This is a genomic window from Legionella oakridgensis ATCC 33761 = DSM 21215 (genome assembly GCF_000512355.1).
GTDB lineage: Bacteria > Pseudomonadota > Gammaproteobacteria > Legionellales > Legionellaceae > Legionella_A > Legionella_A oakridgensis.
In genome coordinates, this window is sequence record NZ_CP004006.1 from 2,513,303 (window position 1) to 2,533,214 (window position 19,912).

Consider the following 19,912-nt stretch of genomic DNA (forward strand, 5'->3'; position numbering starts at 1 on the left):
TATAACCTCTTTTCGTATGCGTGGCGTATGTTTACACAGCCAAAAAATTATTTTTTGCTAGCAGAATGCCATTATTCACGAGCTTTTTGTATTGTATCAAGCATTTCCAATGCTTGCCTGGTCTCTTCCACATCATGAGTTCTGATTATAGAAATTCCTTGCAAAGCTGCAACTATTGCAATGGCAATCCCTCCTATCAAGCGCTCAGCAATTGGTTTATTTAAAACAGCGCCGATTGTACTTTTTCTTGAAACTCCCAACAATAATGGCTGTTGGTGTTTGCGAAAAGCAGACAATTGTTTGATCAAATACATATTATGCTGCACTGATTTGCCAAAACCAAACCCTGGATCCAATAAGATATGCTCACGCGCCATACCGGCCTGAAGACAAGCATCAATACGTTGTTGAAAAAATTCATTGATTTCTGCAAGGATAGGCTGATGATAGACGGGAGCATGTTGCATGGATTTTGGTGTCCCATGCATATGCATCAAACAAACAGGAACTTTAAGACGGACAGCTGTTGTCAATGCATTGATGCCTCTTAGCGCCGTAATATCATTGATGAGCGATGCCCCTGTTAAAACAGCCTCCCTCATCACGGTTGCCTTGCAGGTATCAATAGAAATGCACACATCACTTTCAGCGCGTATTCGCTCAATCACCGGAATAACACGGGCTAGTTCTTCATCCTCGGAAATAGCCTCTGCCCCAGGCCTTGAAGACTCTCCTCCAATGTCAATGATATCTGCACCTTGTTCTATCATAGTCATCGCGTGCCGAAAGGCCTGGTTTGTACCTATAAATTGGCCACCGTCAGAAAAAGAGTCCGGAGTAACATTCAAGATAGCCATGATTAATGGCTTATGTAGATACGCAGGCGCGGCAGGAAGATGAACCTGGCCTCGGCACCATTGTTCAAACTGTTGACTATTCACAAAATTCTCGTTACTGGAAAAAAGGGATACTCACCTTTTAACTCATTTTTATGGAAAAAATGAGTATTCCCCTAATCTAATTGTAATGTTCACTACTGGCAGGATCATCTTTTGAGTGTTGATCATCTGATTTTGAAGAATCATCCACCGACGCATCACTAAGAGGCTCTTTATTTTTCTCTAACACCTTAAGCACTTCCCAATCATCGGGAGGAGATGGAGTTTTACCGGACATAATTTCATTAATTTGTTTGGCATCAATCGTTTCATACTTAATTAAACCTTCTGCCATGATATGCAATTTTTCCATATTTGCAGTGAGTAATGATTTGGCTCGCTGATAATTGCGATCGATGATGGTACGAACTTCCTCATCAATTTGTTGTGCCGTTCTATCTGAAATTTCTTTATTTTGACTAACTGTACGCCCCAAAAAAACTTCACCTTCTTCCTGGCCAAATGTGAGGGGGCCAAGACTTGACAATCCCCAACTAGTCACCATCTTACGCGCGATTTCTGTGGCGCGTGTAATATCATTTGAGGCACCCGTGGTCACACTGTCTTCACCAAAAATTAACTCTTCGGCCACACGACCGCCAAAAAGACTGGCTAGCTGACTTTCCAAGCGTCGTTTGCTATGACTGTAGCGATCCATTTCCGGTAAAAACATGGTAACACCCAACGCACGGCCACGAGGAATGATAGTGACTTTATAAACAGGGTCATGTTCGGGAACAAGCAAACCCACAATGGCATGTCCAGCTTCATGGTATGCGGTGAGTTTTTTCTCATTCTCATCCATCACCATGGAACGCCGCTCAGCACCCATCATGATTTTGTCTTTTGCCTTATCCAATTCAAGCATGCCAACTTTGCGTTTATTGGCACGAGCCGCAAATAAAGCAGCTTCATTCACGAGGTTAGCAAGATCGGCACCTGAAAAACCCGGGGTTCCTCTCGCTATTGGCATAATTTGCACATTACCTTCAATAGGCACTTTGCTTAAATGAACCTTTAAAATTTGCTCACGACCACGAATATCGGGCAACGGCACAACAACTTGGCGATCAAAACGGCCCGGACGCAATAAGGCCGGATCAAGCACATCAGGACGGTTTGTCGCAGCAATGACGATAACGCCCTCATTACCCTCAAAGCCATCCATTTCTACTAATAACTGGTTTAATGTTTGTTCACGCTCATCATGACCACCACCAAGACCTGCGCCCCGATGGCGTCCCACAGCATCAATTTCATCTATAAAAATAATGCATGGCGCCTGTTTTTTTGCCTGTTCAAACATATCACGAACACGTGAAGCACCAACACCAACAAACATTTCCACAAAATCTGAACCGGATATGGTAAAAAATGGAACTTTTGCCTCGCCAGCCACGGCTCTCGCAAGCAATGTTTTACCTGTTCCCGGAGATCCTACCAGCAATACGCCCCGAGGAATACGACCGCCAAGTTTCTGAAATTTAGTGGGATCTCGCAGAAAATCGACCAATTCTTTAACTTCTTCTTTTGCTTCATCCACACCAGCCACGTCAGCAAAGGTGACTTTCACTTGGTCTTCGCCCAAAAGGCGTGCTCGTGAACGCCCAAATGACATGGCACCACGTCCACCCCCGCCTTGCATTTGCCGCATGAAAAAGACCCAGACGCCAATTAACAGCAACATTGGGAACCAATTAATGAATAAATGCAGCAAAAAGCTTTCTTGTTGTTTTTCCTGGCCACTAACTTCGACGTTATTTTTTAGCAATTCTCCAAGTAGGGCATTATCTTGGACGGGCATATAAGTGACAAAACGATGATTATTTTTAGTCACCCCTTTAATCACTTTATTATCTTCTACCGTGACTGAATTAATCATGCCCTGATCAATTTCTTTTAGGAACTGGCTGTATGCAATTTTCTCGGTGGACGCATGGCGTGGTCCAAAATTACTGAACACAGACACCAGCACAATAGCAATAATCAGCCACAAAAATAAATTTTTTACCATGTCGTTCAAAGCATTAACCTCTTTTATGACGTATTTCTACGACTTAAGAATAACGTTACTATAAATTATAGTCCTTAGCTAGCAAATAGGTTTCACGTGAACGGGCTCTTGACGCCAATGGTTTACGAATAACCACCCGTTTAAACTGCAATCGGACTTGCTTGACCAGCTCATCAAAACCAGACCCATGAAACATTTTCATCAATAATATCCCGCCGGGCTTAAGCATGCGACTGCTGAAATCAAAGGCAAGTTCGGCAAGATACATGGCTCGTGGAATATCTACAGCAACCATACCACTCATATTAGGCGCCATATCGGATAACACAACATCAACACCGTGTTCTGGAACGACGGCCATTAATTGCTGCAACACAGTTTCCTCACGAAAATCCCCAGAAATGAATGTTACGCCGGGTAGTTCTTCCATAGGTAATAAATCAAGTGCAATGATAGTGCCTCGTCCACCTAGCTTTTCAGCCACGTATTGAGTCCAACCGCCTGGAGCCGCGCCAAGATCAACAACCGTCATCTCCGGGTTGAACAAATGTTCCCGTTCATCAATCTCCTTAAGTTTGTATACCGCTCTGCTGCGATATCCTTCTGCCTGTGCTTGTTTTACATAAACATCATCAAAGTGTTCCTGTAACCACCTTTTACTACTTTTGGAACGGGGCATGTCATCTGTAATCTAATGAGTTAACCTATATGATACTGAAAAATGCTATCTTTTCCCAGCAAAACGTGCAATAATTTACCATTTTTATTACTTCAGCTGAAAATCAGACTGCATCTTCTGATTCTCTTGTTCCGAAATAACGCTTATTATTGTTGGACTACTATTGTGGATACCTCGTTAAAACAATCATTAAAAGCCAAAGCGCATCATTTAAAACCCGTCGTTTTAATGGGTGCTAAAGGACTGACTTTACCAGTCATCGAAGAAACAAATGTGGCATTACTTGCTCATGAATTAATTAAAGTCAAGATTAATGGAATTGAAAAAAGTGAGCGTCAGATAATTGCCATAGAATTATGCAAGCAATTGCACGCTGAACTCATACAATTAATCGGTAATACAGCCATCATCTATCGAGAAAACGTCACCGATTAATCCATTAGGTTAACGTGTTTTTTTGTGCTTTTTTGTTAAAATTGCCTGTTGTTTTTATTGTTGAATGATAAAACATGATTGTACTTAGTCGCGATGAGTCCGATAATTTAAAAGCTATTATTTTAAATTACCTGCAGGGGGAACCTCTTCGCGTCGTTCGTGTGCGTCTTGAAACGGAATGCGAAGAACTAAAAACCGGATGCAAAACATTATATAAGGCCATTGAATTAAAATCAAAAGATGATCCCTTCGTTCTTGCTATTTTAAACAGCCTGAACATAAAAAAAGCAACGCCTGGCAGCAAAGCGGGTGAATATGAAAAAGTCTTACAAAAGTCAGAAAACCTGTATGAATTACTAAGTAATCTTTATCATGATGGCTATCATCATGTCGGCTATTTGCTAAGATTGATAGAAAACACCACTCCCAAACGTAATTGGGCCCTTATTTTTACCATAGGTGCCTTTTTGAGTGCCGGTATTGGTGTTTTCTTTTATTTCAATAAAAAATATTTTGATGCCTTCACCAATTGGTTAAGCCGCTCGTTTCCTTTTGTCATTGACTGGTGTGGGAAAACATTCTCTTTATTAAAAAATATTCCCTTGCTTGGTATGGTTTATAATGGGCTTGGCTTGCTCTTTAGTTGGTATAATACGTTTTCCAATGGAACAACAACCGCCTCTCATAAATTAAATTCTTTATTCTTCAAGACATTAACCGCCAGCTTAAATATAACTGCCTATTTTCTTTCTTATACAGCTGGCGGTGCCATGATGCTGCCTGCCGCAGTCCTGTTTGTTTTAAGCTCCAGCATTGATGTATTTAAGAGCGTGTATGACTTTTTCAAAACTCGACACGCATTAAAAACACTTAAAACTCCAGACGAATATGAACGGAGCTGGGAACAGCTGGCAGAATATGAACGTGCTAAAAATCTACACAAACGCTCGATGAAATCCGTATGGATTAAGTTTACAGCAGCCGTATTAACCACCATTGCCATTGGCATATGGTCTTTTTTTCCGCCCAATCTTATTATCATGATAGGTTGTATCGCTTTTATTTCTTTAATTTCGCTGGCTAAAAAATCCGTATTAGACGCAATTTACGAGCAACAAGCCCAGCAATTGCAAAAAAAGCTCCAACATATTGAAACAACTTATCATGTAGAACTTGACCCTGCGAATCAAAGTAGTTTCGTCAAGTTAAAACAAAAAAGGCAGCATCTAGATCAACATGAGGTAGAACTAGCAAGACGTGAAGCAGCGTTAGCCAAGAAAGAAAAAGAAATAGCCATACGCCAACAAGCTATCCTGGACTCTGACGAAAGCAGCCCTGTAAAAATGTTGCGCAGCTTAAAGCCGCAGTCCCAGCAAGAAGAATATCCGTCACGCTTTTTGGTAGAACATACATCGGATTTCACTGTTCCTTTGGCAAAACGCTTACGTAAAACACGTTCTTATGATGATTTATATAGGCTAAAGGAAGAAGAACGAACATCGCTTACACTAGGTTAAGCTCTTTTTTAACGGAATTAATATTATGCCCGCTATACTGGTTGAAATGGATGAATGCTGCTTCCAACTTATTAAAGATGGTGATGAAACCCTAAAAACTTCAGGCGTTTCAACGTGCTTATGTTTGATGTTCTATGGACAAGATCAAACCGCTCCTTTCATTGGGATGCATCATTGGCCAGGATTCTCTTCCGATTTTGATGGCAGTGAAGACTCGGCCATGGATGATATTTTCGAATTGATAGCCGATATTGAACAAAATGCCAGAAAACAGCTGGGTAATAAACCTGATAGGACGCTGACCCTTAATAAGCTCATCATCGTAGGAGGAGAAAGACGTCAAGTGGATGACACCGGAAAATTATTAATTTCAGGGACAGAACAGGAAGTTCGGGCATTAATTGAGTTTGTCAAACCAGCGTGTGAAGAGTATTTTATGCTGTCCAGCACTTTTACTTGTTCCATTCATCCTTTTAAAACAACAGGCAGTCAATTTATAGATATTATGATGGATAAAGACAACGTTGCTTGGAAAATCATCACGGATGACGATGAGCAAGAGAGGAAACTTGCCCAGGAAAAAGCAAGTTGCTCTTCTCCTCCCAAACTCAGGTTTTAATTATTAATCAACGTGCTGCAGAAGCTCAAGCAGATTGAACGGTTTTATATAGATTGCAGATGATTATGCCAATGCGTGACAGCCGCCATACTATTGTATAAACTTAATTGCACCGCCTGGCCTGCTGCCGGAAAATCTGTTGGTAACTGTACTCCTCTACAAGACAGTCCAGAAGCGGGAGATTATAAATGATCGATTAAGCCCATGATTTTAAAACACCTACCTAATACACTGACCATTTCTCGGTTGCTGTTAATAATACCATTTTTGGTGTTTCTATATCAGCAAGAATACAGTTGTGCTTTTTATACGTTTTTTCTTGCCGGCGTCACCGATGGTCTGGATGGTTGGCTGGCCAGACATTTTCATTGGCAAAGCACCTTCGGCTCTTTTATTGATCCCTTGGCCGACAAATTATTGATAGCATCCAGCTTTATCTCATTAGCGCTCCTCGGACAATTGCCATGGTGGCTGGTTTTATTGGTCTTTTTGCGCGATATAACCATTTCATTAGGGGTAATTGCCTGGTATTGGTTTATTCAGCGAAAACTTGATTTTGCCCCAACACGGATAAGTAAGCTTAATACCGTGCTGCAATTAACGCTAGTTACCTTATGTTTGTTTGAACTTGCTTTTGTTAAATTCATTCCATACCTTATCGAAACACTCATTATATTCACAGCCTTAACGACTGCAGGAAGTTTTATTGATTATGTATGGACTTGGGGAAAAAAAGCGTGCTCAAGCAGTCCTTAGGTCCAATGAATCAACAATTAGCATTAGCCATTCAGCTCAACGATGAAGCGACTCTTGCAGACTTCTGCTGGAACAATAATGTCATGCTGCATCAACAGCTGCAAAACATTCTTAATGGTTGCGGCGAACGCATGCTTTACCTCTGGGGCAATTCAGGAAGCGGGAAATCTCATCTTTTGCAAGCCTGCTGTCAGGCCGTAAATTCTTCTGATTCAGCGATTTATCTTCCGTTGCATAGTTTGCAACAATGGGGGCCTCAGGTCATCGATGGAATTGGAGGACAAACCCTAATTGGCATTGATGACATTGATGCTATTGCAGCCGATAAGGCTTGGGAAGAAGCGGTGTTTCATCTTTACAATCGAGCTAGAGATAATGATGAGACAATCTTGATTATGACTGGTAAAACCTCTCCAGCAAAACTTCCATTGCATCTTGCCGACCTTCGTTCACGCCTAGGATGGGGATTAGTCATTCAACTTAATGAATTAAATGATGAAGATAAAATCAAAACATTAAGAATACGTGCTAATAAACGTGGCTTTGATTTGCCGAGCAGTGTTGGTCGATTTTTACTAAATCGCTGTGCGCGTAATATGCATGATTTACTCATTTTGCTCAACCGCCTGGATGAAGCTTCGCTCATTGCCCAACGTAAAATTACCATTCCTTTTGTCAAAAATATTTTAGGCATTTGACATTTTTCCCAGCTCATCTATACATTACAAGTAATTATCTCTACGGCATGGTTTTTAACGTTTCGTCAGAGCAAATGGCAAGGAGGCTACCCTTAAGGGCTATTTATCAACATTCTCAGGGAGGAAAAAGTGGGTTACCTATCTTCTATTCAGGCAAAAACCATTCCTATTGACGGCAACAGCAATATTATTCCCAAGTCACTCATTCATGCATTAGTAGAGTTTACAAAACAACATTATGATTTTGAACAGAATTCCTTCATCGAACAGATACTACAACCTCAACAAATCGGCCAACTAATTCTTTTTATAACAAGGCAAAGGAAATTGCCGGCTATACTCGGGTACATCAAGTTCATATACAAAATGGCGAGAACACAGTGCTCATCTGCTCCGCTTACTCATGCAATAATCCAATTTATAATCTTAATTTTGCCTCTGCACGATTGTGCTTAACGGAAATAATGAAATATAAATTAGTTCATCCAGAAAAAGAACTCGTGTGTATTCCCTGCATTACATCTCCCGAGAAATATTTATTTTTATCCAGACTTCATCGCAATATTTCTCCAAAGCCTCAAGTTTTAGTACCTGAAACCACGTTAAAACTCATTCATGAATTAAAACGATGTTATCATTGGTCTTCTTGTGCGGAACATCCTATGCTCATTAGTGGACTACCTCGCGCAAAACATCCATCGATAACAAGATTGGATGAAAATCCTTTAATAGAATACTATTTATCCTTAAATCCTGATTATTCAGCAGGAAAAGGGTTATTGGTTTATATGCCATTCAATATAGGCAGTATAAGCGACAGCCTTAAACATTTGATAACCCGACAGGGGTTGGATCTTGGGCAGCAGTTAATGAACTTAAATCACCTTCCGAACGTGAGTGCTTAAGAAAACTATAGCGACTCCTACCAATGCCAACCTCATCATGTTCGCGAGATTCCGCTGGCTGACTGCGAAATTGTAGAACTTGCGTTGTTTTCTCCAGCCGCTCTACCGTTTGATGCATGGTTGTCAACTGTTGTTGTGATTCAAGTCGGGCAGCAATTTTACTGTCCAGCATTGTTAATTTTTCTTGTTGTTTTTGAACAATTTCTTCGTCTGCTAGAAGATCAATCTTGTCTTTGTCCAAGCCAAACCAACGACCTACCAGATTTTCAAGTCCCGGACGCTCAACAAACCAATAAATACTGAACGCTGCCAAACCAATCGCTACACTCACAAGAACAACTGGCCAAAACGTAGCTGTCACCGACGCGCCAAATAACGTCGCAATGGTAACCATTGCCAAAGACTGACCGGCAAAAAAACCACCACCAAAAAATAATACTCCCGTTGTAAGCGCCATTGACGTTTTCAACGCATTTAAATAAGGGTTATGGAGCGCCTTCTTATAAGACTCCCGCGCATCATCCAACGCTTGATAACGTATTGCCAGCATGGCAAGCATGTCTCGCATGGTTTGCAATTCTTCGAGATTGTTTGCAGTGGCATATCGAGCATCGATTTTTTTGCGTAATTCTTTAATTTGCTGGATTTGGTCAAGCAATACATCAAGTAACGCTGGGGAATGACGCAATTTCACACCAAGATTTTTGGAAATTTCAACTAAATCAAATCCATAGAAAACAACAACAGACAATATCGAAAAAGCAATTCCTGCCGCAAAAACAGCATAAACCGGTACACTGCTAAATAATCCCAATACCGAAGTAATACCATCAAATCCTTCACATACGGCTAAAGCGGTACCGGCAAAAGCCAATAATCCAAACTGCGCTTTGCGATACCAAGGTGTCGATTTTTCTTTTTATTTTCTTTTTCTTCTTCCGTTAAAAAAGAATCGTTTAAATCCGTTAATAACGAAGCTCGTAAAGACTCAAGCAAGAAACGGGAATTTTTGTCATGCGTGCGTTGTTGCTTAAGCCAAGTCACCAGCGCTTTAAAATCAATCGTATCTACAGACTGCCACTCATTCAATAAAGGATCATCAATCAAGAGATGAAGTTGATTAATTAATTCTTTTGAGCGTTTGCTGAAGGTAATTGGCTTCATTATATTTCAACTTGAATGGTTAAAAATATCAAAAAAATTAAGCAGTATGTTTTATTTTAAATAAAATTTATTAACTGAACCTTAATTACAGGGATAACTTGCACGTTTGCTACGTTCTTGATGATTGATTAGCAAAAATTTTAATCCGATTAAAAAATGAGTTATTGACTCATAAGGCGAGTTAAGTAGGGGGAAATCAACCATAATAGCAGCGCAATGGCTAAGGTAATAAGCCCAATATAGGCAAACAGCTGAGTATAAATCATTAAGGATTCAACCCCTGGGTGTACGTTCTCGGGAAGTGCTGAAAAAGAAGCTACATAAGCGCCAATAAACCCAGCCACAGCGGAAGTCAGAAACCACATGCCCATAACAAATCCAGCAATTTGTCTAGGAACTAATTCTGCAACCATAGCCACCCCTAAGGCAGACACCAGTAATTCACCAAGACTTTGTAAAAAATAGCTTCCTACCAACCACCAATAAGACACAATCCCTGCATCATCATGGCTAAAACGGGCAAGATACAAAATGCTAAAACTTAATCCACAGCATGTCATGCCTAAAGCAAATTTATAAGGAATTGGAAAAGAAATGCCGCGACGGTGAAGCATTTCATAAAACATAGCGAGTACCGGACTAAGGCCAATGATCCAGATGGGATTTAAGGCTTGAAAACTTTGCGGATCAATAGGCATACCAAACAAATAAGCATGAACATTATTCACAGCAAACAAATTAAGAGAGGTCGGCATTTGTTGATAAAGCACAAAAAAACCACTGCTTCCAGCATAAGAATGAACGCCAGAACCATACGTAAAGCGACCTTCTTTTGTTCCCGATGCATGTATATAAAATAGGTTGCCACCACCAGAAGGATGATTCCCCATACGATATCTTGGGCGATCATAACATGCTGCAATAAATAGGCCGACGCTTGGGTTGCTGCCGCGATACCAATGATGACAATATTCCATTGCCAAAGAGGAATAGGCTTGCTGTCTGCCGGAATCTTTATATGGGCAATATGCTGGCGTTGAAACCAATAATTGGCAAGACCTAATAATAATCCCAAAAAGCTAGCCAGATAAGCATAAGAATAACCATACTTTGTGGATAGCGCTGGACCAATAAATAACGCTGCCGTAGAACCAATATTAACGGCCATATAATACAACGTAAAACCACCATGCAATCGATGATCTTGCTCATCGTAACATTTAGCCAACAAGTTTGAGGGATTCGCTTTAAACAAACCATTGCCGACGCAAATTAAGCCTAATGCCAAAAAAACCCGTTGCCGATCGACCAAAGCCAATGCCAGATAACCGGCAGCTAAGGTAATTAAGCCAAGCACAATTGTTCGTTTTGTACCAAGCACTTTGTCACCCAGATAACCGCCAACAGCAACCATGCCATAGACCAGGGCAGAAAAAGCCCCAAACGTATAATAGGCAGTTTGATCATCAAAGCCTAAAAAACGAATGAAATAAAGGGTAAGAATTCCTTGAACTGTGTAATAACCAAACCGCTCCCATATTTCCAGCATGAAAATCATATAAAACGCACGCGGCTGGCCACGAAGCAAAGAAAGCATGACATTTCCCTCATGTGATGAAGGCAATGATTTAACTTATAATACTTTAGGACAGAGCACAACTGCCCACCGTATTTCCTGCTTATAAATGAACAGACTCACCTTCCCGGCTGTCTTCTTCCTCCTCTTCCTTTATAGAGAAGGAAGATATTCTATTTTTTAAATCTGCTCGTGACGATTTCTTATCTTCATGACTCGCCAGGTGCTCAGGCTTAAGCTTTTCTTCAATAGCAGCAAGCCCTAACTGTTGTATGAGATCCGCGGTAGATTCGTGGACTCTCTCAATCTCAGTGACATTGTCCTGCATTGCCTCAGAGCGATTGATTTTTTCTTCAAAAGAAAGCGATTCATCTGTATTTGCAGCTGGGATACGATCGTCTTTTGCTGACGTGGATTGTAATGGTTCGCCCGTTCCGAGCCATTTTTTAATTAAAGGATAAGTAATTCGGCCTAAGACGTAGACACTTCCTGCCATCGCACTGATTGCCAAAATACCCGCTCCGACTGGTGGAAAAAATAATGAAAGAGCAACACCAATCACTGCCAGAGAAGCCAATCCTACACCAAGTATTCTATCTACAAAACCAAGCGTGCCCCGTTTAAGCTGCTTTTTCTCCAATACAGATTGGTTATCATGCAGTTGCTGTAATTTGATCTTGAGTTCATCAAACTCCTGCTGCATCAACATCACATCCATATGCAGTTGCTTAATAGTTTCATCTTCACCCGCATCAAAAGCCTGACGCAAATGGCGTTCTTTATCTAGTGCTTCCTTCTGCAAAGCAGCAAGCGCCTGTTCTTTTTCAGCTATTTCATGTGTAATGTTTTCCAATTCTTCTCGCAACTGCATTTTGCGATAGTAAAACGCCCCAACCCAAGCAAACTTGCGCCCAATCCCAGGAGTGCTCCAGCTAATGCAATGGGCACAGCAGCGACAGGAGCTGCTAGCGCCGTGACGGCCAAGCCAACTAAGATGGAAGAATAAAGCCAACGAACATTCTTGGATAATGAAACAGGAATGGTTTCTCCCAGCATCCAAGAGAAAAGATAAATAGCCGGTATGCGCACAAAATTAATAATGCCAAAAGCCAGAGCAGCCAGATGAAACCCGTTTGACAATGACTTTGCCGCATGTTCGGCATGAGTAAATGCCCCTTCAAGCTCACTAAAATGAGTGACCTCAATGCCACTCTCAGCAACATGATGGCCTATTTCTGCTACCACAGGCATCCGCTTCAAGCCCGCTGTGATTACGGAACGTTGTTTTGGCGCTGTTGGTTTAAAACTGACGGGTTTTTGCATATGTAGCAATTGTTGCAACAGTACCTGCTGCTGTTCTTCTGAACGTATCTTATTCACGTTGTGTTCCTACTTTGAAAAAAATTAATATATAAGAAAATCTGATGTTATTGAATAACATAAAATTCAAACTTTTTAATAAAGCAATTGGGGTTTTTCATAAGTCCTGCTATATTTTTCCATATCGTTTAACTAACCAATGAATTACTATGGCAAAGAAAGCGCTTTATTTGGCTGGCGGTGGGGCACGTGGTGCTTATCAAGCCGGTGTACTAAAAGCCATAGCCCATATTTTACAGGTAAAAACCCTGCCTTTTGAGATGGTAAGCGGCGTGAGCATTGGCAGTATTAATGCCTCGATCCTCGCGCAACATGCTGATGATTTTCCAGCAGGCATTGAAAAGCTGGAGACATTATGGCGTGAAATCCGCTGTCAGAACATTTTTAATACCAGTAATTATGAATTAGGTAAATCCGTTGTCCGCAACATCAGCCATTTGATCATTAAGCAGCGGCAGAGCGGACATTTGCTGGATACGACGCCTCTGCATGATTTTATCAATAAACACATTAACTTTACTGATATCAAAACCAACATCACCAATGGTCATTTGGAAACCATGGAAGTCATCAGTAATTGTTATGAGACACAGCAAACGATTTCTTTTTATCAACATAATCAACCTTTTGATGACTGGCACTATCCTCGTCATATCAGTCAACGGGTAGAAATGGATATGGAATATATCCTAGCCTCAAGTGCTCTACCCCTTTTCTTCCCGACGGTTAAAATTAATGGTTTTCATTATGGTGATGGTAGTATGGGGTTGGTTTCGCCTTTACGTGGTGCTGTACGTTTTAACGTTGAAAAAATTCTGATATTAGGTACCCGCCAATTGCCTGTCTTCATGAATCCAGAAAAACTGCGCAATGGAGATATAGGATTTGCCCATATCCTTGGGAATATGTTAAATGGTCTTTTTCTTGATAATCTTGACCGTGATATTGAAATGGTTAACCGCATGAATGACATTGCTCAGCTCTTGTCTATGTGGAAAAAACGTCACTCACCATGGAGACCCATTGAAACATTGCATTTACGTCCCAGCGTCGATATTGCTGCCATGGCGCAAGCACAATATCAGGCAATGCCAGGGTTATTACGTTTTTTACTGAATGTTTTAGGAGCCCAAAGCCATTCTGGAGATTTATTAAGCTTCTTGCTTTTTGAGAAGGAATTTACCTGCGAATTGATTGATTTGGGTTATCAGGATACCCTGGCATCAGAAGCGACAATCCAAACGTTTTTCGCCTGACGTACGTAAATCATTAAGAACAGATAAAGCCTCTGGCATGACCCCATGCCAAATGAAAAATGCTTCTGCAGCTTGCTCAACCAGCATACCCAAACCATCAGTGGCCCTACACCCTTTCTGCCTTGCCCAGGCAACAAAAGGTGTTGCTTCTTTTAACCGATAAGCCAAATCATAGCAAAAGGGTTGCTTCTTCATTACCACAGGAGGTATTGGCAGATCTCGACATTGCAGGCTAGAAGAAGTTGCATTGATAATAACATCATAGGATTCAGTCAGCTCAGAAAACCCGCAACAATCGACGTGCATAAACTGTTTTTGCAATGCCATGGCTTTTTCAAGCGTACGATTAACGACCGTTAATCGAGCCGGCTGCATTGAAAGCAAGGGCGCTAGAATACCGCGCGCCGCCCCTCCAGCACCAATCACCAAAACAGAGTGACCGCGTATATCTATAGAATGCGCAAGATCACGCAACAAACCAACACCATCGGTATTATCCGCATAGAGCTTCCCATGCTGCATCCATAACGTATTGGCTGCGCCTGCTTCGAAACAACGTTGAGTGAATTCTGCGCTCATTGCAAAAGCACGCTGTTTACAAGGCAGCGTAATATTTAATCCTTTACCTCCCATTCTAAAAAAGTCTTGCACTTGCTGCTCAAATTTAGATTCATCAATCAAAATTCGTTCATAAACCAACGCTCGATTTGTCTGTTTAGCAAATGTCTCATGAATAATAGGGGATAAACTATGATGAATGGGGTTTCCCATAACGGCATAACGAGCAAGCATATTATTTCCCATCTCCAATGAAAACCTATAAAAAAATCGCTAAAAAGAGTTGTTGAGTTGGTCATTTAGTTAGGGTGTGTTGACAATTCATCTTACAATGCCGATGTGTCGTGGTTTATTCATAGTCTCCATAGATCCCGCGGACAAGCTGCGGGACGTGGGTTTTAAAGCAAATTGTCAACACACCTAGTACCGTTTCCGTTTAATTCTGTCAATTCATTACGAATTAAGGCTTTTACTGACTAATTCCCGCAAATCACGCGACAACTCTTTTGCAGCCAGAAACTCAAGCTCCTTTCTCATGAGACGCTGCCTTTCTTCGTCCAGACGTTGCCAACGGGTAAAGGGGGTAGCAAGCCGTGCAGCAATCTGCGGGTTCAGTGCATCCGTTTTAATTAACATGGTACTTAAAAAAGCATAGCCACTACCATCAAGAGCATGGAAATGTCGCGGGTTACTCTGACAAAAAGCACCTATCAGAGCACGAACTTTATTTGGATTTTTAATATTAAATGCGGGATGCGCTAATAACGCTTCCACACGGGCTAACGTTCCAGGCAATTCACAAGTCGCCTGCAATGCAAACCATTTATCCAAAACAAGCTCATCCCTTGCCCATTGTTTATAAAAATGTTCAATCGCTGTTGAGCGTATTAAATCGTCGGTACAGTTAATCAATAAGGCAAAACTTGCTATTTGATCCGTCATCGTTTGTGCTTGAGAAAATTGCTGCTGACAAATTGACAAACTTTCTTTTTCATTGGACTTCATCATCAACCACAAACAAATATTACGCAGCTTGCGCCGCCCATAGGCATTCCCATCCATAGTGTGATCCTCAAGTTGCCATAATGAGCGATAACATTCATAAGCAGCGGGAAACAGCTCCCTTCCCAATTGAGCACGCAAATAATCCCGTGCCGCCTCCACACGACTCACATCGACCTTGGTTAAATTAGTCATGACGTCCTCAAAACCCGGCGGTGTTAGCAACTCAGCCCTCAGGGCAGCATCCAGTGACTCATCTTTCAATACATGTTTATAAACCTCGGCCAATTCGGCTGACAAAGACCATTGATCTTGTTGGGTCTGATAAAAATGAAGCAAACAGTCCAGCGCCAGATTTTGAGCCGCATTCCATTTGGCAAAACCATCCGTTTCATGGCGCAGTAATGCCGTTAATTCCTTTTGACTTTGCTTAATATGCAACGAAACAGGAGCAGAGAAATCACGCAGCAGAGAGAGCAGTGGTTTATCCTGCAATCCGTCAAAATGAAAGGACTGTTTTTTCTCACGCAACTCCAAAACGTCATGAGCAAGCGGCAAGGCATCACCTTGTGCATTAAACAAGGCAATCTTTATAGGAATATGGAACGGTTTTTTATCCTGACATTCGGCAGTCGCGCGACAAAACTGAGTGAAAGTCAACGTCAATGTTCCCTGATGATAATCCGAGTCAACCGTCACCTCCGGTGTCCCGGCTTGACTATACCAGCGTTTGAATTGACTCAAATCAACATGATTGGCATCTTCCATAGCGGCAACAAAATCATCTATTGTGACCGCCTGGCCATCATGGCGTTGAAAATACAAATCCATACCACGACGAAAACCTTCTTTGCCCAGTAACGTCTGTTGCATGCGAATGACTTCCGCGCCCTTATTATAAACCGTTGCCGTATAAAAATTATTAATTTCCTGATAAGACTCCGGTCGAACCGGATGGGCCATGGCACCAGCGTCTTCTGGAAACTGGGTATTACGCAGTACCCTAACGTCCATAATACGATTCACATCCCGGGAATTCATATCGCGGGAAAATTCCTGGTCACGAAAGACAGTCAACCCTTCTTTGAGGCTTAATTGAAACCAATCACGACAGGTAACGCGATTTCCTGTCCAATTATGAAAGTACTCATGCCCTACAACACCCTCAATGTCTGCATAATCGCTGTCTGTTGCTGTATCCGGCCGGGCAAGAATGTATTTGGAGTTGAAAATATTCAATCCCTTGTTTTCCATTGCTCCCATATTAAAATCACTGACAGCAACGATCATAAAAATATTCAGATCATATTCTCGTCCGTATTCTTCTTCATCCCAACGCATGGCTTTCTTTAATGAAGTCATCGCATGAGCGCATTTATCTTCATTACCAGGCTCCACGTAAATACGTAAGTCTACTGTTTTACCTGAACAGGTAACAAACTGGTCCGTCACTGCAGTGAGATTACCTGCAACCAAGGCAAATAAATAAGAGGGTTTTTTGAACGGGTCATGCCAGACTGCCCAATGCCGCCCTTCTGATTCATCACCAGCATCCAGCAAATTGCCATTAGCAAGCAAAACTGGATATTTTTTCTTGTCTGCACAAATACGTGTCGTATAAATAGATAATACATCTGGCCTATCAGGAAAAAACGTCATACGGCGAAAACCTTCCGCCTCACACTGAGTACAAAACAATCGATGAGTACGATAAAGACCGGATAACTTAGTATTATCCTGAGGATAAATACGGGTCACCACCGTCAAAGTCAATTCATCCGGACAGGAGTGAATGATTAAATCATTATCAGTAAACTGGTACGCTTCTTGCTCTAAGGGATGATCATCAAGCTTAATATCAAGTAATTCCAGTTCATCTCCATACAAATGCAAAGCTCCTTGATGAAGCCGTTTTAACTGCATACGGTTACTGACTATTGCATGGTCATCATATAAGTCGAAATTCAAATCCACTTTCTCTACGGCAAAAGCATAAGGTTGGTAGTCTTTTCGATAAATAGTAGTCTCTGACATGCGCTTAACTCCCGTTGATTGCAGTCTTTATGGAACAATGCATTTAGAACCTGTCTTTAGAGTCGCTAGGCTTTTAGCTCTGCATAGCCAGACTCTGAAGACAGGTTCCTATATAAGTCACTGAATAATAATCCCAGAGTTCTCTTGAGCGTTCGCCAAGGCATCCTTGGCGCTATTATAGTAAAAAAACCGACTATCTCTAAAGAAATCAGAGAAAGAGCCGACAACACCTCATATAAAACTCAGTAATAAACTATACTGTAAGTAAATGATACGTTTAATGTTTTGGCAATAAATCCTATAAAAGAAAACGTGTGCTAAAAAAAGGAATAATTAGCTTACTTGCCGAAAAAAAATAGTAAGAATCATTTGAGAATGAAGCATTTAATCACACCTATGACTGTTTTTATGATACTGTTTCCTCAGGGATAAGTAATAAGGGGATGTTATGAATACACAAGAGTTTTTAGCCGGCTATACCCGCCGCTTTGTCGACAATAAAGAAGAAGAACTGTCTTTGGATGACTACTTGGAATTATGCCGTAATGATCCATCCGCCTATGCAAACCCTGCCGAACGCCTGTTGATGGCCATTGGTGAACCCGAACTGGTTGATACTCGCCACGATCCGGTTTTATCTCGTATTTTTTCCAATAAAGTCATTCCTCGCTATGAAGTGTTTAGTAATTTTTATGGAATGGAAGAACCTATTGAACAAATCGTCGGCTTTCTTAAACACGCAGCCCAAGGTTTGGAAGAAACAAAACAAGTCTTGTATTTATTAGGACCGGTGGGTGGCGGCAAATCGTCCTTGGCAGAAAAATTAAAAGACTTGATGCAAAAAGTTCCTTTTTATGCCATTAAAGGCTCTCCAGTTTTCGACTCTCCCTTATCACTCTTTAATGCCGATGAAGACGGTGAATTACTTTTTGAACGTTATGGCATTCCCAAACGTTGTCTTCGTTACGTCCTGTCCCCTTGGGCTATTAAAAGATTGCATGAGTACAATGGTGATATCAACCAATTCCGCGTTATTAAAGTTAAGCCGTCACGCATCAAACAAATTGCTGTGGCCAAGACAGAGCCTGGTGACGAAAACAACCAGGATATTTCTTCTTTGGTTGGTAAAGTAGACATTCGTAAATTGGAAGAATTTTCCCAGGATGACCCAGATGCCTACAGTTATTCAGGAGGATTGTGTCGCGCCAATCGCGGCTTGCTTGAATTTGTAGAAATGTTTAAAGCGCCCATCAAAGTCTTGCACCCTTTATTAACCGCAACCCAAGAAGGGAATTATAATCCCACGGAAGGCTTATCAGCCATTCCTTTTGAAGGGATTATTCTTGCTCACTCAAATGAAGCGGAATGGCAGTCATTTCGTAATAATAAGAATAACGAAGCCTTTATTGATCGTATTAATATCGTCAAGGTACCTTATTGCTTAAGAGTATCGGAAGAAATCAAAATCTATCGCAAACTCATTGATAACAGTTCGCTTATGAGCGCACCATGTGCCCCTGGAACTCTGGATATGCTGGCACAATTTTCGGTACTAACCCGTTTGAAAGAGCCACAAAACTCAAGCATTTACTCCAAATTACGGGTATATAATGGCGAGAGCCTAAAAGACACCGACCCTAAAGCAAAATCCTATCAAGAATACCGCGATTTTGCCGGTGTAGACGAAGGGATGAATGGCATATCCACTCGCTTTGCTTTTAAAATCTTGTCAAAAGTATTTAATTTTGACCATTTGGAAATAGCCGCCAATCCTGTGCATCTGCTCTATGTGTTGGAACGTCAAATTGAACAAGAACAATTCCCGCAAGAGTTGCATGAAAAATACTTGTCATTCATTAAAGAATTTTTATCGCCCAAATACGTGGAATTTATCGGTAAGGAAATTCAAACGGCTTACCTGGAATCCTATTCTGAATATGGACAAAACATTTTTGACCGCTACATCACGTATGCAGACTTCTGGATTCAAGATCAAGATTACCGTGACCCTGATACTGGTGAGATTTTTGACCGCAGCGCGCTCAATTCAGAACTGGAAAAAATTGAAAAGCCGGCAGGCATATCGAATCCCAAAGATTTCCGTAATGAAGTCGTGAACTTTGTATTACGAGCACGTGCCAATAACAGCGGGCATAATCCCAAATGGAACAGTTACGAAAAATTGCGTACGGTGATAGAGAAAAAAATGTTTACCAACACCGAGGACTTGCTTCCTGTCATTTCCTTTAATGCCAAAGCGTCTGAAGAAGACAGGAAAAAGCACGAGGAATTTATTGCACGTATGGTGGATAAAGGCTATACCCCAAAACAAGTTCGATTGCTCTCTGAATGGTATTTACGAGTACGTAAATCGCAATAAA

17 protein-coding genes and 1 pseudogene are annotated in these 19,912 nt (G+C 41.3%); 8 read left to right on the top strand and 10 right to left on the bottom strand.

Annotated features, from left to right (window positions below; genetic code table 11):
• Positions 1-71 precede the first annotated feature (71 nt).
• The 3 genes from folP to rlmE all read right to left on the bottom strand — a co-directional run bounded on the left by folP (position 72) and on the right by rlmE (position 3,631).
• Positions 72-941: a dihydropteroate synthase gene (gene folP, locus LOA_RS12235; RefSeq protein ID WP_025386586.1), complete on the bottom strand. Its 870-nt coding sequence runs from the start codon at positions 939-941 to the stop codon at positions 72-74.
• A 76-nt stretch (positions 942-1,017) separates the two neighbouring features.
• Positions 1,018-2,952, bottom strand: a complete 1,935-nt coding sequence (gene ftsH, locus LOA_RS12240; RefSeq protein WP_035895734.1) for an ATP-dependent zinc metalloprotease FtsH — start codon at positions 2,950-2,952, stop codon at positions 1,018-1,020.
• A 58-nt stretch (positions 2,953-3,010) separates the two neighbouring features.
• Positions 3,011-3,631 (bottom strand): 23S rRNA (uridine(2552)-2'-O)-methyltransferase RlmE, encoded by a 621-nt coding sequence (gene rlmE, locus LOA_RS12245; protein ID WP_025386588.1) that lies wholly within the window; start codon positions 3,629-3,631, stop codon positions 3,011-3,013.
• 165 nt (positions 3,632-3,796) lie between these two features.
• Between rlmE and LOA_RS12250 the strand changes: the two genes are divergently transcribed.
• The 6 genes from LOA_RS12250 to LOA_RS14565 all read left to right on the top strand — a co-directional run bounded on the left by LOA_RS12250 (position 3,797) and on the right by LOA_RS14565 (position 8,561).
• The gene (locus tag LOA_RS12250; protein ID WP_025386589.1) at positions 3,797-4,066 is read left to right on the top strand and encodes a YhbY family RNA-binding protein; all 270 of its coding nucleotides are present in this window, start codon (positions 3,797-3,799) and stop codon (positions 4,064-4,066) included.
• 74 nt (positions 4,067-4,140) lie between these two features.
• Positions 4,141-5,583 (top strand): hypothetical protein, encoded by a 1,443-nt coding sequence (locus LOA_RS12255; RefSeq protein WP_025386590.1) that lies wholly within the window; start codon positions 4,141-4,143, stop codon positions 5,581-5,583.
• 25 nt (positions 5,584-5,608) lie between these two features.
• Positions 5,609-6,202 (top strand): hypothetical protein, encoded by a 594-nt coding sequence (locus LOA_RS12260; RefSeq protein WP_025386591.1) that lies wholly within the window; start codon positions 5,609-5,611, stop codon positions 6,200-6,202.
• Between the two features lie 204 nt (positions 6,203-6,406).
• Positions 6,407-6,958, top strand: a complete 552-nt coding sequence (locus LOA_RS12265; RefSeq protein WP_025386592.1) for a CDP-alcohol phosphatidyltransferase family protein — start codon at positions 6,407-6,409, stop codon at positions 6,956-6,958.
• Positions 6,959-6,963: 5 nt separating this feature from the next.
• Positions 6,964-7,656, top strand: a complete 693-nt coding sequence (gene hda, locus LOA_RS12270) for a DnaA regulatory inactivator Hda (protein WP_025386593.1) — start codon at positions 6,964-6,966, stop codon at positions 7,654-7,656.
• Between the two features lie 464 nt (positions 7,657-8,120).
• Entirely contained in the window at positions 8,121-8,561 is a 441-nt protein-coding gene (locus LOA_RS14565) for a hypothetical protein (RefSeq protein ID WP_148294908.1), read from the top strand.
• On the opposite strand, the gene LOA_RS12280 is transcribed toward LOA_RS14565, so the two are convergent.
• The 5 genes and pseudogenes from LOA_RS12280 to LOA_RS12295 all read right to left on the bottom strand — a co-directional run bounded on the left by LOA_RS12280 (position 8,479) and on the right by LOA_RS12295 (position 12,681).
• A complete protein-coding gene (locus tag LOA_RS12280; RefSeq protein ID WP_052335952.1) occupies positions 8,479-9,435 on the bottom strand; it encodes a TraB/GumN family protein in 957 nt (318 codons plus the stop codon). The genes LOA_RS14565 and LOA_RS12280 overlap by 83 nt on opposite strands.
• On the bottom strand, positions 9,411-9,725 hold the full coding sequence (locus tag LOA_RS13905) for a hypothetical protein (protein WP_052335953.1): 315 nt from the start codon (positions 9,723-9,725) through the stop codon (positions 9,411-9,413). The genes LOA_RS12280 and LOA_RS13905 overlap by 25 nt, the downstream gene beginning before the upstream one ends.
• Before the next feature lie 161 nt (positions 9,726-9,886).
• Positions 9,887-11,322: pseudogene (locus LOA_RS16320) on the bottom strand (oligopeptide:H+ symporter).
• An 82-nt stretch (positions 11,323-11,404) separates the two neighbouring features.
• Positions 11,405-12,154, bottom strand: a complete 750-nt coding sequence (locus LOA_RS12290) for a hypothetical protein (protein ID WP_158423058.1) — start codon at positions 12,152-12,154, stop codon at positions 11,405-11,407.
• On the bottom strand, positions 12,130-12,681 hold the full coding sequence (locus LOA_RS12295) for a hypothetical protein (protein ID WP_025386596.1): 552 nt from the start codon (positions 12,679-12,681) through the stop codon (positions 12,130-12,132). Before LOA_RS12295 ends, LOA_RS12290 begins: the two co-directional genes overlap by 25 nt.
• Before the next feature lie 149 nt (positions 12,682-12,830).
• Here LOA_RS12295 and LOA_RS12300 point away from each other — a divergent pair, with 149 nt between their 5' ends.
• A complete protein-coding gene (locus LOA_RS12300) occupies positions 12,831-13,937 on the top strand; it encodes a patatin-like phospholipase family protein (protein ID WP_025386597.1) in 1,107 nt (368 codons plus the stop codon).
• Here the strand turns inward: LOA_RS12300 and aroE are convergent.
• Together aroE and pepN are read right to left on the bottom strand one after the other, a co-directional pair.
• A complete protein-coding gene (gene aroE, locus LOA_RS12305) occupies positions 13,905-14,729 on the bottom strand; it encodes a shikimate dehydrogenase (protein WP_025386598.1) in 825 nt (274 codons plus the stop codon). The genes LOA_RS12300 and aroE overlap by 33 nt on opposite strands.
• 219 nt (positions 14,730-14,948) lie before the next feature.
• Entirely contained in the window at positions 14,949-17,531 is a 2,583-nt protein-coding gene (pepN, locus tag LOA_RS12310) for an aminopeptidase N (protein WP_025386599.1), read from the bottom strand.
• Between the two features lie 448 nt (positions 17,532-17,979).
• Here pepN and LOA_RS12315 point away from each other — a divergent pair, with 448 nt between their 5' ends.
• Positions 17,980-19,911 carry a PrkA family serine protein kinase gene (locus LOA_RS12315; RefSeq protein WP_025386600.1) on the top strand — a complete coding sequence of 644 codons (1,932 nt, stop codon included), beginning with the start codon at positions 17,980-17,982 and terminating at the stop codon, positions 19,909-19,911.
• Position 19,912: the final 1 nt, after the last annotated feature.